This window comes from Synoicihabitans lomoniglobus (assembly GCF_029023725.1).
GTDB lineage: Bacteria > Verrucomicrobiota > Verrucomicrobiia > Opitutales > Opitutaceae > Actomonas > Actomonas lomonigloba.
The window spans coordinates 4,776,716-4,793,946 of record NZ_CP119075.1 but is presented as its reverse complement, the minus strand read 5'-3'; the positions used below and the strand labels follow the sequence as shown (position 1 = coordinate 4,793,946).

General features: G+C 59.8%; 13 protein-coding genes and 1 pseudogene. 6 read left to right on the top strand and 8 right to left on the bottom strand.

Annotated features, from left to right (window positions below):
* Window positions 1-156: 156 nt before the first annotated feature.
* From PXH66_RS18290 to PXH66_RS18280, 3 genes are all read right to left on the bottom strand, one after another.
* Window positions 157-2,475: an immunoglobulin domain-containing protein gene (locus PXH66_RS18290; protein ID WP_330931041.1), complete on the bottom strand. Its 2,319-nt coding sequence runs from the start codon at window positions 2,473-2,475 to the stop codon at window positions 157-159.
* A gap of 946 nt (window positions 2,476-3,421) precedes the next feature.
* A complete protein-coding gene (locus PXH66_RS18285) occupies window positions 3,422-3,652 on the bottom strand; it encodes a type II toxin-antitoxin system Phd/YefM family antitoxin (RefSeq protein WP_330931042.1) in 231 nt (76 codons plus the stop codon).
* 45 nt (window positions 3,653-3,697) lie between these two features.
* Entirely contained in the window at window positions 3,698-4,633 is a 936-nt protein-coding gene (locus PXH66_RS18280) for a LysR family transcriptional regulator (RefSeq protein ID WP_330931043.1), read from the bottom strand.
* A gap of 203 nt (window positions 4,634-4,836) precedes the next feature.
* Here PXH66_RS18280 and katG point away from each other — a divergent pair, with 203 nt between their 5' ends.
* Window positions 4,837-7,107 carry a catalase/peroxidase HPI gene (gene katG, locus PXH66_RS18275; protein ID WP_330931044.1) on the top strand — a complete coding sequence of 757 codons (2,271 nt, stop codon included), beginning with the start codon at window positions 4,837-4,839 and terminating at the stop codon, window positions 7,105-7,107.
* 156 nt (window positions 7,108-7,263) lie between these two features.
* Here katG and PXH66_RS18270 read toward each other — a convergent pair whose 3' ends face one another.
* Window positions 7,264-9,120, bottom strand: coding sequence for an ABC transporter ATP-binding protein (locus tag PXH66_RS18270; protein ID WP_330931045.1), 1,857 nt, complete (start codon window positions 9,118-9,120; stop codon window positions 7,264-7,266).
* A 260-nt stretch (window positions 9,121-9,380) separates the two neighbouring features.
* Complete coding sequence (locus PXH66_RS18265) at window positions 9,381-9,518, bottom strand: hypothetical protein (RefSeq protein ID WP_330931046.1); 138 nt, start codon at window positions 9,516-9,518, stop codon at window positions 9,381-9,383.
* 118 nt (window positions 9,519-9,636) lie between these two features.
* Here PXH66_RS18265 and PXH66_RS18260 point away from each other — a divergent pair, with 118 nt between their 5' ends.
* Entirely contained in the window at window positions 9,637-10,839 is a 1,203-nt protein-coding gene (locus PXH66_RS18260; RefSeq protein WP_330931047.1) for an aminopeptidase, read from the top strand.
* Window positions 10,840-10,959: 120 nt separating this feature from the next.
* On the opposite strand, the pseudogene PXH66_RS23235 reads toward PXH66_RS18260, so the two are convergent.
* Both PXH66_RS23235 and PXH66_RS18255 read right to left on the bottom strand, forming a co-directional pair.
* Window positions 10,960-11,133 (bottom strand): annotated as a pseudogene (locus PXH66_RS23235) (hypothetical protein); the annotation flags it as partial.
* A 92-nt stretch (window positions 11,134-11,225) separates the two neighbouring features.
* Window positions 11,226-11,510, bottom strand: coding sequence for a PHP domain-containing protein (locus PXH66_RS18255; protein ID WP_330931048.1), 285 nt, complete (start codon window positions 11,508-11,510; stop codon window positions 11,226-11,228).
* A gap of 169 nt (window positions 11,511-11,679) precedes the next feature.
* Here PXH66_RS18255 and PXH66_RS18250 point away from each other — a divergent pair, with 169 nt between their 5' ends.
* Window positions 11,680-12,291, top strand: coding sequence for a CPBP family intramembrane glutamic endopeptidase (locus PXH66_RS18250; protein WP_330931049.1), 612 nt, complete (start codon window positions 11,680-11,682; stop codon window positions 12,289-12,291).
* A gap of 101 nt (window positions 12,292-12,392) precedes the next feature.
* Here the strand turns inward: PXH66_RS18250 and PXH66_RS18245 are convergent, their stop codons facing one another.
* Window positions 12,393-13,739 carry a hypothetical protein gene (locus tag PXH66_RS18245; protein WP_330931050.1) on the bottom strand — a complete coding sequence of 449 codons (1,347 nt, stop codon included), beginning with the start codon at window positions 13,737-13,739 and terminating at the stop codon, window positions 12,393-12,395.
* A gap of 284 nt (window positions 13,740-14,023) precedes the next feature.
* Between PXH66_RS18245 and PXH66_RS18240 the strand changes: the two genes are divergently transcribed.
* From PXH66_RS18240 to PXH66_RS18230, 3 genes are all read left to right on the top strand, one after another.
* Window positions 14,024-14,374, top strand: a complete 351-nt coding sequence (locus PXH66_RS18240; protein WP_330931051.1) for a hypothetical protein — start codon at window positions 14,024-14,026, stop codon at window positions 14,372-14,374.
* 158 nt (window positions 14,375-14,532) lie between these two features.
* Window positions 14,533-16,353 carry a MoaF N-terminal domain-containing protein gene (locus tag PXH66_RS18235; RefSeq protein WP_330931052.1) on the top strand — a complete coding sequence of 607 codons (1,821 nt, stop codon included), beginning with the start codon at window positions 14,533-14,535 and terminating at the stop codon, window positions 16,351-16,353.
* 11 nt (window positions 16,354-16,364) lie between these two features.
* On the top strand, window positions 16,365-16,967 hold the full coding sequence (locus tag PXH66_RS18230; protein WP_330931053.1) for a nuclear transport factor 2 family protein: 603 nt from the start codon (window positions 16,365-16,367) through the stop codon (window positions 16,965-16,967).
* Window positions 16,968-17,231 lie beyond the last annotated feature (264 nt).

Genomic DNA, 17,231 nt, shown 5'->3' with positions numbered 1-17,231 from the left:
GCCGGAAAATGGGTCCAGCTTAGTGGTTTTTTGGTCTAGGCGCGAGAGAGCCTCCGTGGTCTCCGCCAACTGTCTTGCATTCTCTTTGCGGCGTCGACACGAGGTAGAGCTTGGCCGGAAACAGGTTACGGGAAATTGAACCGTCCGGATTAGTAGTTACTTGGAGAAGGGAACTACGGTAAGGGCAACGGCCTTGCTCAAGGCATCACCATAAACGTTGTGGATTTGAACGGAATAGTTCCCGGCATGGGCGGCACCTACGTCGGTTAAATTGAGTGTTTGGCCACTTTCGCTTGGAAGCGCCTTCCCATTGTGAAACCAGCGGTAGCTCATTATTTCAGATCCAGTGACCTCAATTGAAAAACTTACGCTGGTCCCTGCCCTTACGCTTGTCGCCGAAGCCGTCAAACCGCTCGGACTGATTACTGGTTTCTGCGTTACCGAAAGGATGAACGGATCGCTGTATAGGGATCCGCGAGAGTTGCTTAGGAAGACTTGGTAGTTTGTTCCATTGAGACTCAAATCACAGTTGCGAATTGAAAGCACGGATCCAACCTCTCCGGCAAGTTGTTGGCCGTTGCGGAACCAAGTATAGTCAGGCTCTGGATTGCCCTTTGCCGTCACCGTGAAGGTTGCTGTGTTTCCGGACGTGACAGTGACACCAACGGGTTGGTCTACGATAGTCGGAGGGGTGAGTGAATCACCCAACAGCGTGTTCAGATTGCTTCTCAGTTGAGGGTAGTTATCGCGGTCAAAATTCGGCAACACGGGCACGGACCGCGCCTGTTTCAATGTCGCAAAAACGCCGATAACTCGGCTGCGCGGTCTTTGGTCCATTGGCTCCATCCCCTCGGCTGGTTGGGCAATTGCTCCTAAAGCGGCGACGAGTGAATTTTCAGCCAGGAGCTTCGCGGCTACGGCGATGAATTTCACCAGCGCCTCTGATGCCTCGATTCGTTCCTTGATCGTTCGAAGCATTTCCTCGCCAGACTGGGAGTCCGAATACGTGAGCACACCCGTCGTGGCATCCCGGAGAGCGCCAATTTTCAGTTTCTCAAGGCCCAACAAGCTGAACGACGCGTTCCCTGATTCCGTCAACGTCGTCTCATAAAGTTCTCCTTTCAATTCGTAGAACCCTATAAGGCCATTTGCCACGACTAACAAACCCTCCAGCGCCTCAGATAGTTCGGTATCCTTGACGAAAGTTGACTCCCCACCCGCTACGTCTCCCGACGAAACGTTGGAGTCGGCTGTGGCCGATTCAATATTGACTATTGCAAGTGCTTTCTTCGCCATTTCTTGGAACTCGACCAGCTGCCGTTTGCTGACTTGGCCGATGACTAAGGCCGCTTCACCCGATGCCGAAGCAGCCTCGAGCCGGTTTTTGATTCGGGTAAGCTCGTCGATCCGAACCTCAACCTCTTCGTTGGCGGAAGCGATCCGGCCAGCAAGGCTGATTTTAGCTGGGGCCAATGTGTTCTCAAAGGGGACGTCAAGACTATCAAAACCGATGCTGACGATTCTCACCTTTGGCTTGGCATTGTCCGCCTTAGTGCGCACTGGCAGATAGTCCTGAACGGCGAACAAAACAGGGCTCTCATACAATGCCTGATCAGAGACAAACAACTCCAGTTCCCGCTTGGGGAAGAAGAGATACATAGGCGAAGTCGTCGACTGGCCCGGGATTTTCGTCAGCTCCGGCATGGAGAACGTGACCACATTTTTCTTGAAGCCTGCCCAATCGTCGGGCCAGAGCTTCTTCATCTCGGGAACGAAAACACCTGTCAAAAGCGCAGTGCCCTTCACGAGATCGGTGGATGAGTTGGGGAATGAGGTCACGGCAGCAGCGCCGAGGGCGCCGATGAATTCCAAGCCACGAAAAACCCACGGCCGGGTGCGCCAGGGTGTTTGATCGTCGAGAATGGTGTAGACTTGGACCGGCCCCTGCGGCGAAAGCGTTACCGGCACAGTGAAAGTTGGCTGGGATTTGTCCAATGGCACAACCAAGGCGCGGCCTGTCGCACTAATGAGACCGGAGTTTACGAGTTTGTCGGTTCCGCTGGTGTTTCGCAAGGTGAGGCGAATCACGTAATAGCTGCGTCTTACGAGAGGTCCGAAAAGATACTCCACTTCCTTTTCGGGCAAAGGAAAGGCTTGAATATCGTGGGCGGGCACTCGTGACGCGATAACTTCTCGGCGATAGGTTTCGATGTCATAAAGGATGAATTCGCGATGAGCAATGGCCGTGGTTGCTGGTAGAGTCCGTTGACCAGTTATCCCACCTGAGGTCAGGGATTTTCCGCGATGGACGGCCGCGATTATACGCAAGCGGTCATGGGCTTGCAGTTTTTCGACGTAAACCGGGTTCAGTTGGACGTAGACCAGCTCGGAAGTAACTGAAGTAGCCGCTCCAAGATCTTCATCCGGCCAAACAAGTTCATAGTCTAAACCGGGAACCGCCGGAACCGTGCCCACCACCTGCACCGCTAGATTACTTATCTTCGAATGCTGATCGCGCAGTTGGAGACCCTCAATCGGTATTAGAATGCTACTGGGATTCGAGGAAGTCGATCTCTCGAATGTTATGATGCTCTGGAGCCCGATACTGTTGATTCGTGGCCTAGAGTATCCGATTCCATTGCTCACCTCGTCGGCCACATTGCCTACGCGTGAAGCGTTATGTGGTGTCGTTGAAGTGCAGCCTGTGCCAGCCAGTAGACTGGCCCCGAGGGAAAGCAAGAACCGTAGGCTCATGACGCGCTCCGGTGATAATGAGTGCCACGGTTGAGGCTCCGTATAGTTACACTGGAAAAAGAAGAATGAACTGACGGGAAGCTGGCCTTCATACTGATCGGGTAGAATTTATCCTATTGCGGAGGCCAGTCCGACAGTGAACCGGCTTAGGGTAGAGCATTTATCGGACCAAAGTCGAGCGCCTAATGCTTTCAGGATCTTATATCATCTCTTCCTTCAAACTGATCCTTGAAACTGCCGAGCCTAAAGTCAGCTTGGTTCGGATTGCTCGGTCCCGAGCGTTTCCTGTGCGAGTTGCAGGAAGGCGTCGAAGGTGTGGGGGCGGGTGGCCTGGCGCGGCCACACCCGCGCGCTATCCCGTGGCCACGGCTTCGTCTACGTGTAGGTAGTGGCGATTTCGCTACCCGAGCTCCACCACCGAAAGCCCTGCCGCCGAAGCCAGCTGCTTTTGGCGTTTATCAAAACTCACAAAAGCATCGACGCGGTAGAGTCGGACATAAGCCACGTGCAAAATATCCATCGTGCGGCATCCCCGTTTCGGCGTGTGCTCGCAGAGTCTCCGGAAGATATCCATGAGCTCGCTTCGATGCAGTGCTGAACGGATGCCGAGTCCGACTCCAACACGTAGAGCTTAAGGAAGGCGCTGGTATCGAGGTAAATCATGGCGCTACCAGCGTCCCTCGCGGTCGGCCTCGATGGTGGTTGCCACGCTGCGACCCGAGACCGGGACGGCACTGGCCAAATGATCGTCCCACTTTAAGATACGTCGGGGCGTGGCCGGACCGATGTGAACGGTAGGTTTTCCTCGGTTCACGACCTCAAACGTTTCCCCGTCACGCACCTGCGATTCGATCGTCGACCAGTGAGCCTTCATCTCGCGAACGGTGATGGTTTTCATGGGATGAAAATCGTCAAAATTCACAAAATGTAGAACAGCAAAAGTTCAAAATGAGACACTGGACTGTTCTATCTCAGGTTCCCTTTCCTTCAACGATTCAGCCAGCGTCTCTTGCGCGAGTTGCAGGAAGGCGTCGAAGGCGTGGGTGCGGGTGGCTTGGCGCGGCCAGACGAGGGCGATGGAGCGGTAGACCGGATTGGGGGCCAGCGACCGAAACACCACGGGGCGGCTCGCGGCGCGGGCGATGGCCATGCGCGGAGTGAGCGAGAGGCCGAGGCCAGATTCGACGAGCGCGAGCACGGTTTCCAACTGCGAACTTTCGATTGCGATATTCGTTTCGAGTCGGGCGTCGCGGCAAAGTTGCAAGGCCTGACCGCGCAGGCAGTGCGCCTCCTTCATCAACACCAGTGGTTCGGCGACCAGGCGAGCCAGCGGAACGGTCGCGCTGGCGGCGAGCACATGGCCTTCGGGCAGGGTGGCGAGCAACTCGTCTTCGAGGAGTGAGGCGATGCCCCATTCTTCGGCACCTTGCATCGGCGGGCTCACGAGGGCCGCGTCCAGATCGCCGCGTCGCATTTGTTGCAACAGCACGTCCGTCGGCTCTTCGCTCACGGTGAAGCGCAGGGCCGGGAACTGTTCGCGGGCCGCGTGCAGCAGCGGCGGTAGCAGGTAGGGCGCCACCGTCGGAATCGCGCCGAGTCGCAGCACGCCTTGCACCTCGGAGCGGAACGCGCTCGCTTCGGCCGTCGCCTCGTTGAGCTCCCGCAACACCGTCGTGGCACGGACGAGAAAGCGCTCGCCAAAGGGGGTCGGCGCCACCCCTTTTTTGCGCCGTTGCAGCAGAGGTTCTCCCAGCTCGTCCTCCAGTTTTTTGATCTGATGGCTCAACGTGGGTTGCGTCACGTGGCAACGCTCGGCCGCCCGGGTGAAGTTGCCGATACGCACCACTTCCACGAAGTAACGCAGCTGATGGATTTCCATAGATGCTGTCTATCGTTTATATGAAGGATAACAATTTCCATCGATGGCTATTTTCGTGTTATGCTCCGCGCCCGTTTGACGCCGTCTCGTCTTGTCCCGCCGCGCGACCCGTCGCACCGTCGTCCCTCACTTTTTGCCGGGGCGTAACAAAATCCCCGTATCACAGCCTTTAACTTCACCTCAAAATCTCATCAGATAATTTTATGGAAAACCCTCACGACGGAGCCGTCCTCAAAGACCTCAACGAAAGCACCCGCGGCAGCGAAAGCGGCGGAAAGTGCCCGTTCCCTCACTTGCATGGTGGGGCCCAGAAACCGACCAGTGCCGGCGCCCACTCCAACCGCGATTGGTGGCCCAATCAGTTGAGCCTCAAGATGCTCCACCAAAACTCCGGTTTGTCCGATCCCATGGACCCGGATTTCGACTACGCCGAGGCGTTCAAACAGCTCGACCTGGCCGCCGTGAAGCAGGACCTCACCGCGCTCATGACCGACTCGCAGGAGTGGTGGCCCGCCGACTTCGGTCACTACGGTCCGTTCTTCATCCGCATGGCCTGGCACAGCGCCGGCACCTACCGCACGGCCGATGGTCGCGGCGGCGCGGGAGCCGGGCAGCAACGTTTTGCTCCGCTCAACAGCTGGCCGGATAACGCCAATCTCGACAAGGCCCGCCGCCTGCTCTGGCCGATCAAACAAAAATACGGCCGCAGTCTCTCGTGGGCGGATCTCATGATCCTCACCGGCAACGTCGCGCTCGAATCCATGGGCTTCAAAACCTTCGGCTTCGGCGGCGGCCGCGCCGATGTCTGGGAGCCCGAGGAAGATGTTTACTGGGGGGCCGAAAAAGAATGGCTCGCCCACAGCGACAATCCCCACAGCCGTTACTCGGGCGATCGCGATCTCGAAGACCCGCTCGCGGCCGTCCAAATGGGACTCATTTACGTTAATCCGGAAGGCCCGGACGGTAATCCCGACCCGCTCGCCTCGGCCAAGGACATCCGCGTGACGTTCGAGCGCATGGCCATGAACGACGAAGAGACCGTCGCGCTCATCGCCGGTGGTCACACCTTTGGCAAGACTCACGGAGCCGACTCGGCTGATCACGTGGGCAAAGAACCTGAGGCTGCCGGCATGGCCGAACAGGGCTTTGGGTGGACGAGCAGTCACGCCAGTGGCAAAGGGGCCGACGCCATCACCAGTGGCCTCGAAGTCACCTGGACCACCACGCCGACGCAGTGGAGCAACAACTTCTTCGAAAACCTCTTCGCCTACGAATGGGAACTCGAGAAGAGCCCCGCCGGTGCTCACCAGTGGGTAGCCAAGGACGCCGACGCCACCGTGCCTCACGCCTTTGACGCGGAGAAGAAACAGCGCCCGACGATGCTCACCACCGATCTCGCGCTGCGCATGGACCCGGCTTACGAAAAAATTTCCCGCCGCTTCTTGGAAAACCCGGATCAGTTCGCCGACGCCTTTGCCCGCGCCTGGTTCAAGCTGACCCACCGCGACATGGGCCCCAAGGCCCTCTACCTCGGCTCGGAAGTTCCGGCCGAAGACCTCATCTGGCAGGACCCGCTGCCCTCCGTGGACCACCCGCTGGTCGACGCCGACGACATCGCCGGTCTCAAGGCGAAGTTGCTCGACTCCGGCCTCGCCATCTCGGAACTCGTTTCGACGGCCTGGGCCTCGGCCTCGACCTACCGGGGCTCGGACAAGCGCGGTGGCGCCAATGGAGCGCGCATCCGCCTCGCGCCGCAGAAGGATTGGGAAGTGAACCAACCCGGCAAACTGGCCAAGGTGTTGAAGGCGCTCGAAGGCATTCAGGCCGAGTTCAATGCCGCGCAATCCGACGGCAAAAAAGTCTCCCTCGCCGACCTCATCGTGCTCGGCGGATGCGCCGCCGTCGAAGCCGCCGCGAAGAAGAGTGGCCAAGAGATCGAGGTGCCATTCACGCCGGGTCGCACGGATGCCACCCAGGAGCAAACCGACGCCGAGTCCTTTGCGCCGCTTGAGCCCACGACGGATGGCTTCCGCAACTATCAGCAGACGCGCTACACCATCCCGACCGAGCAATTGCTCGTCGACCGGGCGCAGCTCCTCACGTTGACGGCGCCGGAAATGACCGTGCTCGTCGGCGGTTTGCGGGTCCTCAACGCCAATCACGGCAAGTCGCAACATGGTGTGTTCACCGACCGCCCGGAAACGCTCACCAACGACTTCTTCGTCAACCTGCTCGACATGAGCAACAAGATGAAGGCGACCTCGCCCGCCGAGGAAATGTTCGAAGTGCAGGACCGCGTCACCGGTGACGTCAAGTGGACCGCGACGCGCGTGGATCTCGTCTTCGGCTCGCACTCCCAACTGCGCGCCCTCGCCGAGGTTTACGCCTCCAGCGACGCCCAAGGAAAGTTCGTGCAGGACTTCGTGGCCGCCTGGAACAAGGTGATGAACGCCGACCGCGTCGACCTCGCTTGATCGCATCCGTTTAAACAGCTGCCAGCGCCCCACTGCGATCGATCGCAGTGGGGCGTTTTTTTGTATCCGGTGATCGAGGACGTCACCGGCCCTCCGCTACGGCATTCGCAAGCGAACGCCCTACATTACCTGCCAATTCACTCCCTCGGATCGGCTCTATTCGACGACTTTGGTGTCGCCGAACTGCAGCGCGCTCAGGCGGCGGTAGAGCCCTTCCGGGCGGACCGAGAGCTCATCGTGCGTGCCGGTTTCGACAACGCGACCGCCATCGATCACGGCAATGCGATCGACGTCGCGGATGGTGGCCAGGCGATGCGCCACCACAAAGGTCGTGCGGCCTTGCATGAGGTGGTCGAGGGCGTCCTGGACCAGCCGTTCGCTTTCGCTGTCGAGGGAGCTGGTGGCTTCATCGAGGATGAGAATGGCGGGGTCCTTAAGCAGCGCCCGCGCGATGGCAATGCGTTGGCGTTGGCCGCCGGACAGCTTGATACCACGGTCGCCGACCAGCGTGGCGTAGCCTTCGGGAAAGGCGGCGATGAACTCGTGGGCATTCGCCTGGCGCGCGGCGGCCTCGACGGCCGTGGCATCGGCCCCGGGGCGGCCATACGCGATGTTTTCCATGATCGAACCGCCGAACAGCAGCACGTCCTGAGGCACGAGGGCCATCTGGTTGCGCAACGCCTGCAACGGGTAGGTGCGGGCATCGCGTCCATCGATTAACAGCGTGCCGGTTTCGGGATCGTAAAAGCGCAGCAAAAGGGCGGTAAGGGTGGACTTGCCCGCGCCGCTGGGACCGACCAGCGCGATGCGTTCGCCCGGACGAGCCGCCAAGTTGACGTCGTGCAGCACTGGCGCATCGGGGCGTGCCGGATAATGGAAGCTCACTCGTTCAAACGTCACCTCCCCCCGCAGTCGTTCGACGGGAGCGGCAGAAGGGTCGTTGGTCTGGATGGCGGCTTCGTCCTCGACGGGTTCGCGGAGGATCTCGCGGACGCGCTGCGTGGCGCCGACGGTTTTCTGGATCTGGCTGAACAACTCCGCCGACTGCGCCATCGCCCCGCCCACGAAGGTGGTGTAGAGCACGAAACGCGTGAGCTCGCCGCCGGTGAGCGCACCCGCCTGCAGCTGCAGAGCGCCATACCAGAGCACGATGAGAATTCCGCCGAAGAGGGCCGCGATGAAGAAGGCGACGAACACCGCCCGCCACCGTGCCGCCCGCAGCGCGGCCGCCAAGGTTGCACCATTGGCCTTGGCGTAGCGATTGAGCTCAAACGCCTCGTTGGCGAACGACTTGACGCTGGCAATCGCTTGCAGGGTCTCCTCGACAATGGTCTGGCTGTCGGCGAGGCGGTCCTGCGTATCGCGGGAAAAACGGCGCAGGCGGCGGCCGAAGAAAACGGCGGCGGCGATCAACAGTGGCAAGGTGCCCAGCATCACCGCCGTGAGCGGCAACGACGTGACCGCGATCAGCACGAGCCCCCCGCTGAGAAAAACGGCCTGGCGGCATAGTTGCGGCAGCGAATCAATGAGCGCGCCCTCGATCTGCGCGATGTCCGTCGAGACGCGGCTGGCCAGTTCTCCCACCCGACGTTGGCCGAAGAACGTCATCGGGAGTGCCAACAGGCGGCCATAGGCGGCGGCGCGGAGATCGGCCAAGGCGCTTTGACCGACGCGATGAAACGACAACGCACTGTTGAACGAACCGGTCGCTTGCAGCAAAATGGAAACCGCGAGCGTGAGCGCGATCTGATTGAGCGTGAGCGACCCGACGAACGGCAGCGTGGCCCGGCCGCCATGCATGGCGGCATCGATGAGGCCGCCGGCCAGCAATGGAAACAACAGGCCGAGCAAGGCACTGCTGAAAAGCGCTCCCAGCCCGAAAAAAAACCGGCCCCGGTAAGGCCGCACATAGGTCGCGAGTGACCACGTTTCGCGCAGACCATCCCGATCGAGGTCGGCTTTCGGGAGCCGTTCGCGGGCGTTGTCGGTCTGGTTTGCGGAGGGACGGGCCATGATGGTGGGCGGGAGAGAAATCGAAACAGGATGGATCGACCGCGGGATCGCAACCCCGCGCGGCTGTGAATCGGATCACAATCGTCCCTACCGAACGGACCAGTTCAGCAGGCTCCCGCAACATCCAGGTGCGACCAGGCATAAAGTCCGACCCACGTGAAAGGCGGGCAAGTATCCGGATGTGGGTTGGGCGTTATGCCCAATGGTTTCATCAGGCGCGCGGTGGTGAGGCAGTTGCTCGACGCTGGTCTGCTTCAGCCTCACGGCCGCCCTTGTTCGACTGCCTCCGCCTCCCGCCGCTGTTTCGCTTTCGCGTCGTGCACATACCACAGCACATAGCTCATACCCGCCAGGAAGATGGCGATGAGCACGAGGATTTCTTTGGGGACACGTTTCATGGCGGAGAGCGAAGGGATATGAGACGCGCAACCGCTCGCGCAAAGCAAGCGAAGCGCGCCGCCCCAAATCTCGTGCCTCATCTCTTGCGCTTCATGACGCGGTCGCAACGTTCGACGCATGTCATACCAACCCTCGGAAGCCCTGCTCGATAAATATGCCGATGTTTTGATCAACTTCGCGCTTAACAGCGGGGAGGGCGTCAAACCCGGCGAAGTCGTGCAATTGCGCGTGCCCGAGGTGGCCAAACCGCTGCTCGTCGCGCTGCGCCGCGCCGTGCTCAAGGCCGGGGCGCATCCGCTCGTGTTCTTTACGCCCGATGGCATCGCGCGCGAGTTCTACGAATTGGCCAGTGACGACCAGTTGTCCTTTTTTGCCGAATCCTTCCATCGCGGCACGGTCGACCAGATCGACCACACCGTCGCCATCCTGGCCGAGACCGACAAGCAGGAGCTCACCGGCATTCCAACGGCCAAGATCATGGCGGTGCAAAAGGCCCTGAAGCCCTACATGGAATGGCGCCGCGCCAAGGAAAGCGCCGGTGACTACACGTGGACGCTCGCAATGTATGGCACCCAGGCCATGGCCGACGAAGTGGGCATGTCGCTCGAAGATTACTGGGCGCAGATTATCGACGCCTGCTACCTCACCGAGGACTCCCCGGCGGACAAGTGGAAGGCTGTCTACGAGCAGCTCTACGCCGTGCGCGACAAACTCGATGCGCTGCCCATCGACCGCCTCCACGTCGAGGCGGCCGATACCGATATTTGGATCAAGCTCGGTCCCGATCGCAAATGGCTCGGCGGCTCCGGCCGCAACATCCCCAGCTTCGAGCTGTTCATCTCACCCGATTGGCGCGGCACCACGGGACGCATCCAGTTCACCGAGCCGCTCTACCGCTACGGCTCGCTCATCGAAGGTGCGTATTTGGAATTTGAGGACGGCGTCGTGACCAAAGCTACTGCCACCAAAGGCGAGGCACTGCTCCGTGAAATGATCGCGGTCGAAAACGCCGACAAGATCGGAGAGTTTTCGCTCACCGACCGCCGTTTCTCCCGCATCACGAAGTTCATGGGTGAGACCCTCTACGACGAGAATGTCGGGGGCCAGTGGGGCAACACCCACCTCGCCGTGGGTTCCGCCTACCGCGACTCGTTCACCGGTGACCCCGCCACCGTGACCGAAGCGCAATGGGCCGAGATGGGCTACAACAACTCCGTCGTGCACACCGACATCGTCGCGACCAGTAACCGCACCGTCACCGCCCACCTCACCGACGGCACGACGAAAGTCATCTACCGCGACGGCGAGTTTCAGGTGTGAGGGGGGGCGATCGTCGTCGGACTGGTAGACCATATGGACTGCGACGAGGGCTTTCTCGGTGGGGTTCTCGACCAGGATCTCCAGACCGTAGTCCGCCGAGAGTTCGGCCAGGGTATGCAGCGTCTCTGCGCCGCGTTGGCATTGCTCCAAGTAGGTGCCTTCGCCGTAGGGGTTGACGCGTAGAAAGGGGCAACCCAGTTCCGCCGTCGTTTCCATCCAACGGGTGTGGGCTGCGATGCTCTTTACCCGCTCGGCTTGGTGTGCGGCGGCGATGTGGGGGAGCTCATCGCACATCAAAACACCGAAGGTCACGTTGGCGTCGCGAGCCTTTGATTTGAACGCGTTCAACCAAGGTCGATCTTGGCCGCGACCCAGCCAAAGGATGTTCACCAAGCGACGACCCCCACGCCCAGCTCGCGCGCACGCCAAACGATGTCGCGTGGGTCCATGTCGCCACGCCAGACATTGTCCGGGGAGGTGTGTAGAGTCCCGGTGAAGTGGGCGTAGTCATCCCGGGCGTCGCCGAAGATGGCGCGATGAAAGGCACACTGTGAAAGCGAGATCGTGAACGGCGGCGTGGCGGTCGCTGGTGTCAACGCACTCAAGCGGTGGCCGGTCAATGCGGCCGCACTGGCCACGCCCAGAGTTTGGACAAAGTCGCGTCGTTTCATCCGGGCCGATAGGACCGGTTCCGTTTCATCGGGCAACCCCGCTCTCGATCGTGATTCGGGTGGGGGGCGTGGGGCTTAGGGCGGTCGAGTGGGCCCGAATGTTTCTGCAATCACGATTACTGCAATCAATGGAGGGTCCTTTGTCGTTAAGGCTCTGCTTCGCAAATTCTTGATCGGGAGAACCGGCGGCAAATGGTGGATGGCGGCACTCTTCACCGTTCCCATGGTCTACGCCGTCGGAATTGCGGTCTTTTTTCTCACCGGGGGGCAGACGGATTACATCAACTATCTGGTGGTCGTCCTGCTGCCGGTCTTCTTCCTGACCGCGATTGTTTTTGGGCCGCTGGCGGAGGAACTGGGCTGGCGCGGATTCGGCGTCGCGCACCTGCTTGAGACGCGTGGCGTTTTTACCACGAGTATCATGGTGGGGACGGTTTGGACCTTTTGGCACACGCCCCTGTTTTGGGCGGGTTCGGGAACCAGTATCAGCGGCATGCCGATTTCCCTTATCACCATCCTGCTCCATTTCGCTTTCGTGACCGGAGTTCGTTTTCTCCACACGTGGGTGTTTAAAAACAGTGGCAGTGTTCTCATGGCGTTCGTGCTCCTTGCGAGCACCAACGGCACGGGCACCGCGCTCAAATACTTCACCCCGAATCTTTCGGATCCGGAATACTACCAGATTTTCACCATCGCCATCGCCGCAGTCTGGAGCCTCGTCCTGATTGGTGCCCTCGTCACCAGGTCAAGGACGAGGGGCGGGAATGATCGTGAAATCTGAAATGCGGGCTGCCGACGAATCGAGCGCGGAACCGGGCATGGGAATTACTCTCGCTTGCGCGCGAAGGTGAATGCGATCGCCGTGCTTGGCCGGTCCGAACATCAGTCAAATTTGAGGTCGGTGGCGTCGTAGATTTCCGTCAATACTTCACCGGCGGAACCATCGGAAGATTCGACATGCACGGTGTAAGCGCCCGGAGCCAAGGGCAGTAAAACCATAGCCTCTTTATCGGATGTGGGAGTGAATGCGCCGGCGCGGCGCATCGCTTCGACGAGTTCGGGGTTTCTGTCCCAAAACCGATAGTTCTCCGCGACGACGTTGCCGGCAGCGTCAAATACCGTAAAGCGTGGTTCGGCAAAGGTGGGGCTAACGCCGAATTCGGCCAGCGAGGGGGAGATGGCTCGAACGATGACCAGCCGCGAACGGTCGGAACCGATGACGAAGCCGACGATCAGCTTCTCGTTGGCGGCGAGCAGATTTCGGGTGGATAGATTTACCGGACGTGACGCGAAGTCTTCCGTCGGTCCATTTTCGGTGAGACCAGTGGCATCATAGACTTCGATTAACGCGTCGCCGCCCGAATCATCCGACGAACGAAGGTGCGCCGTGTAAGCACCGGGAGAGAGGGTCGCGACGATGGCAGCGTCTTGAGTGGCCGTAAGTCTGAACGCCCCGACCGCGGCCTGAATTTCGTTTTGAAGATCGGAGTTGGGATGATCGTCGTTCTGGGCGACCATTTCATTGGACGAGTCGAATACCGTGAGAACCGGATCGTCCATCGTGTTGTTCACTCCGAACTCCCGGAGACTCGGACCGATCCCTCGAATCATCACCTGCCGGGGACCGGGACCCTCGATCACGAATCCCGTTATCATGCGGGAGTCACTCGATAGCAGGCGGCGAACCGAGACGTTGTCCAATTGGCGGCGGTGGGCTTTGCTGGCTTGGCTGCGGCCAAAGACGCGAAACTGTAGATCGGCTTCGGTGCCCATCCAGTAGGTTTCCCCACCTGGGTAAGGGTCCGCACTGCCCGTAGTAGCCTTGATCATATTGAAATGCCGAACGGACGGCAGGACTTCTCCTTGATTGATCACGAGCCGGTAAACTGAACCCGGTGTGACTGCGCTTTGCACGGGCACCGAAAACCATGATCCCGGCGTGATCTGTTCGACGGGAATAGTGACACTATTCAGTTCCACCCCGTCGCTATTTTCCAAGGTAAAGACCACGTTCCCCGTCAGTGCGGGCCACACCCTGACGTCTGCGATGTTTAGATCCACTCTCGACACGAAATCCGCGGTTGGAATAAACTCCTGCCACAGCAGGCGTGTTCCGAAATGTTGTTGGACGCTAAATCCCTCGGCGGGGTAGTCGTTGGCCTGATCCAACCATGGTGAGCCGATCAACGGGCTGTCATCTTGGGCCCAGCCGTGTCCGGTCATAGCCATAGCTACAAAGAAAAAAGTGGCCTGCCAATTGCACCAGCAGCAGGTCGATCGGGGGGAGGGAGGGGTATTCATCAAGGGTCGCCTTTTTCGCGATCGAAAGACGGTGGGAGAGGATGAAGCGGAACGCAAAAAATAATGACCAGAGGTCGGTTGCGGAACAGGTGGTGGCGCGCTTGAGGCTTCATCCTTTACGACCGAAAAACTGAAGATCGCTCTGGGGCGTTATCCGCGATATCGAATCGAGGGTTGCTCGATTCAACTCAAACCCGATTAAACGCACGCCCATGGCTCTGAAAATCAAATCCAACGATGACCGGATTCCGGCGGCGGCCGTGGCCGTGCTGTTGATTACCCGCGATCGCATGGCGCGAGCGCAGACGGGCGGGTTGATCACGGCTGCGCTGGTGGACTTTCGCGACGACTACGCCGGTTACAAAGCGCACTATCCGCAACGCACCTTGGCGGCGGCCAAGGACGGCAGTCCGCTGACAAATGCCGCGCGCCGGGCGGACTACTTGAAACTGGTGGCTGCGATGGAAACCGTGCTCGCCCGGATCGAGCGCAACAAAACGCAGTTTAGCAGTCTGCGAGAGTTGGACAACTACTTGGCGTTTAGCTTGAAGCAGTGGGACTGAAGCCGGAGTGCTAGGAGAGAGGGCGACCGAGTGCTACAGTTATTCGTCAATAGTAGGAGTTGGGGCGATTCAACGCTTTCAAAATCAGTAAACATTGAGCCGAATCAATTCGACTCGCCGCAACCGGCGAATGCGTTCGCCCCGTTGCCGCCTACCCCATGAACACGCGCCACTATCAGCCCCTGCAGATGCACCGGATCGCCTATACGGAGCTATCCCAAACCCAGATTGACGCGGCGTTGCGCGATACGCGGAAGGGCCCCAACAGCGCATCGACTTCGAGCGAGGATTTAGCCGGGAAAACGCTGACCATCGTCACGGATGACGGGCCCACGCTGTCCTACACGTTTCACGACGGGCGCGAGCTCACGGTGGCGGAAAATGGCGCGGCCGGAGTCCGCGCCGACTATGGGGCGCTGGCGTTGAAGCAGTTGGTGCTGGTGTCGCATCTGGTGCCGGGGACGCAGAAAGGCTTCAATCTGATCATTGATCGCGAGACCCAGCTTGTGACGGTTTTCGAGGTGTGGTTCAGCGGCTATGTCGCGTTGACCAATGCCGTGCGTGCAGCGCGCGAGCTCGAGCCTTTCGATTTTCCCAATGGTCAGAAACATCGGGAGGTTCAGCGGCAGGTGTATTATGGGTATGTAAAAACAGATGCGGAAGCTCCGGCCGCGCGGCACCACATCACCAATCGGCTGGAAGGGAAGGGGCTCTACTGGAAGCAGGATACGGGCATCGAGACCTTGGAGTTCTACTGCTCCATCCTCTCGTCCAACTTCGTCGAGCTGACTCGTTTCGGCGGGGAGATGACCGTGTGCAGTCCGTCCGACTACATCATGATCAATGAGCATCAATTCGTCTATTCCCGCGTGGAGGCCGAGTTGTCGGGCATCTTCACGTTGCATGTGGTCGACCTCTTCGACGTAGCCCAGGTTGGCGTGCGTCTGGGGTTTAACGAAAAGGACGTCCTCGAATACCACCTCTATCGAGGCTCCGGCGAAGTCACCGGCCAGATCGCGTCGTTTGAGGTTTTTGGCAACAACGGCGAGGAGATCGCGTGGGGCGACCGGGGGCGTCCGGAGATCAGAGGGCAACGATTGGTGTATCGCCCGCTCGATACGTTTCCGGTCATGACCGATGCTGAGGTGCGCGACCAAGTTTTCCATCACGCGAAGGCGTTCAACAACGGCGAGGGCAGCACCTCGCGCGGCATGAGCGGTTACAAGGGCCCCCAGATCATGCGCTTTGTCGGCCGCCAACTCACCGTGCGCATGGACAACGGCGGACCGGTGATCGCCTACGATTTCACCAGCGGCACTCAACTGCGTTGGCGCTATGAGGGCGACGCGAACTGGCGGGAGGCGTGGTATGAAATGTATGAGCCGGACGGCGAACTCTACTTCTTTGCCCACCTGCTGGATGAGGCGTTTCCGCGCCAATGCGCCATGGTCGCACTCGACCTGAAGAACGGCCTGAGCACCTGCATCATCGGCGAAACCGGCACCCCGTTTCGCAACAACGAGACCACGCCGCATTTTCATTTTGGCGTGCTGGAAATGGAGGGCATCACGCCACCCACTTACCAGCGTCACCACTGGACCGACGAACTCGTGGGCGAAGCCGTCACGTGGAATTACCAACCGGGCAGCCCGGGCATGACGTCGATGCATTTGTATACGACGCCGACCACCTACTCCTGGTTGATCTTCCTCACCGACGGCTCCGGTGGCATGCAGTGGAGCTCCCCCGGCTGGTATGCCAAGCTGCGCGAAGATGTGTTCATCATGGCGTGGGTGGAGGAAGCCTGCAACGGCACGCTCGGAGTGATTTGTTTCAATCGGCGCACCATGAACAACGCGGGCTTCGACTACGCCGTCGGACCGGACGGCCTGAGCCTCAAAGTCGTCGGTGCTCGCGCCCGCCATGCCGGCAAATTCAACGTCGAAAAATACCTCGGTTTGGTCCCCCGCAACGTCTGAGGAATACCGCCATGAATGAGCAACCGTCCATCAACACCACGCGTCGCAACTTCCTCGTTAAAGGTGGGGCCGTCTTGGGCGCGGGCCTGGCATCGGCGACGGCGTTGGCCGGCCCGCGTTTGCTGGAAACCGCCCGTCCGGACGACGCTTCAGAGCTGCAGCACTTGCAGCAAACCTTGGCGCGACTGACCGACCAAGCAGCGATCCGCGAACTGCAACGCACCTGCATCGGTATGGTGGCGCGGGGCGCATACGGCGCACTCGCCGAACTCTGCACGCCCGACGCCGAAGTGGCTTTGCCGGGAATCGTCTTTGCAGCCGCGCACAACCCTCTCGACCCGCGCGAGCCCGCTGAATCGATCACCGACGTTCGCCAGCCCGCTGATTGTATCCACGATGAGGTGACAATCAACGAAAACGAGTTTGTTGCTCATGCCACCTGTCACTCGCAGGTCGAAATCAGCACACCGTTCAGATTGGAATCCACCCTCGAAACTATGGCCCGCTTGCAGGGCCAATCCTCCACTGTGCGCTGGGAGTCCGGCCGTTTCGAAATGACCTTCGCCAAACCGCAAGGTCACTGGCTGGTCAGCCGCTTCACCTTTCAAGCCTGAGCGTCGAAACGGACCAAGACTATCTACGCGAGATCGTGCACCCGCCATGGTGGAACTTCTGGCGGCGAATTCCCCGTCTACGGCCCAACGAGCAACGCTAGAGCGAAGGCGTTGGCCCGATCTCAAAGTTCATAATACGAACATTTAGGTTGGAGGAAAGCGCGGATGGGCCGGGGCTGAATGGTTCCGGACGCGTTGTCGGTTTCACAAAGCTCGGTCGGTGAATCCCGGCGGGAATCCCGCTTGATTGTGTCACGATCCAAC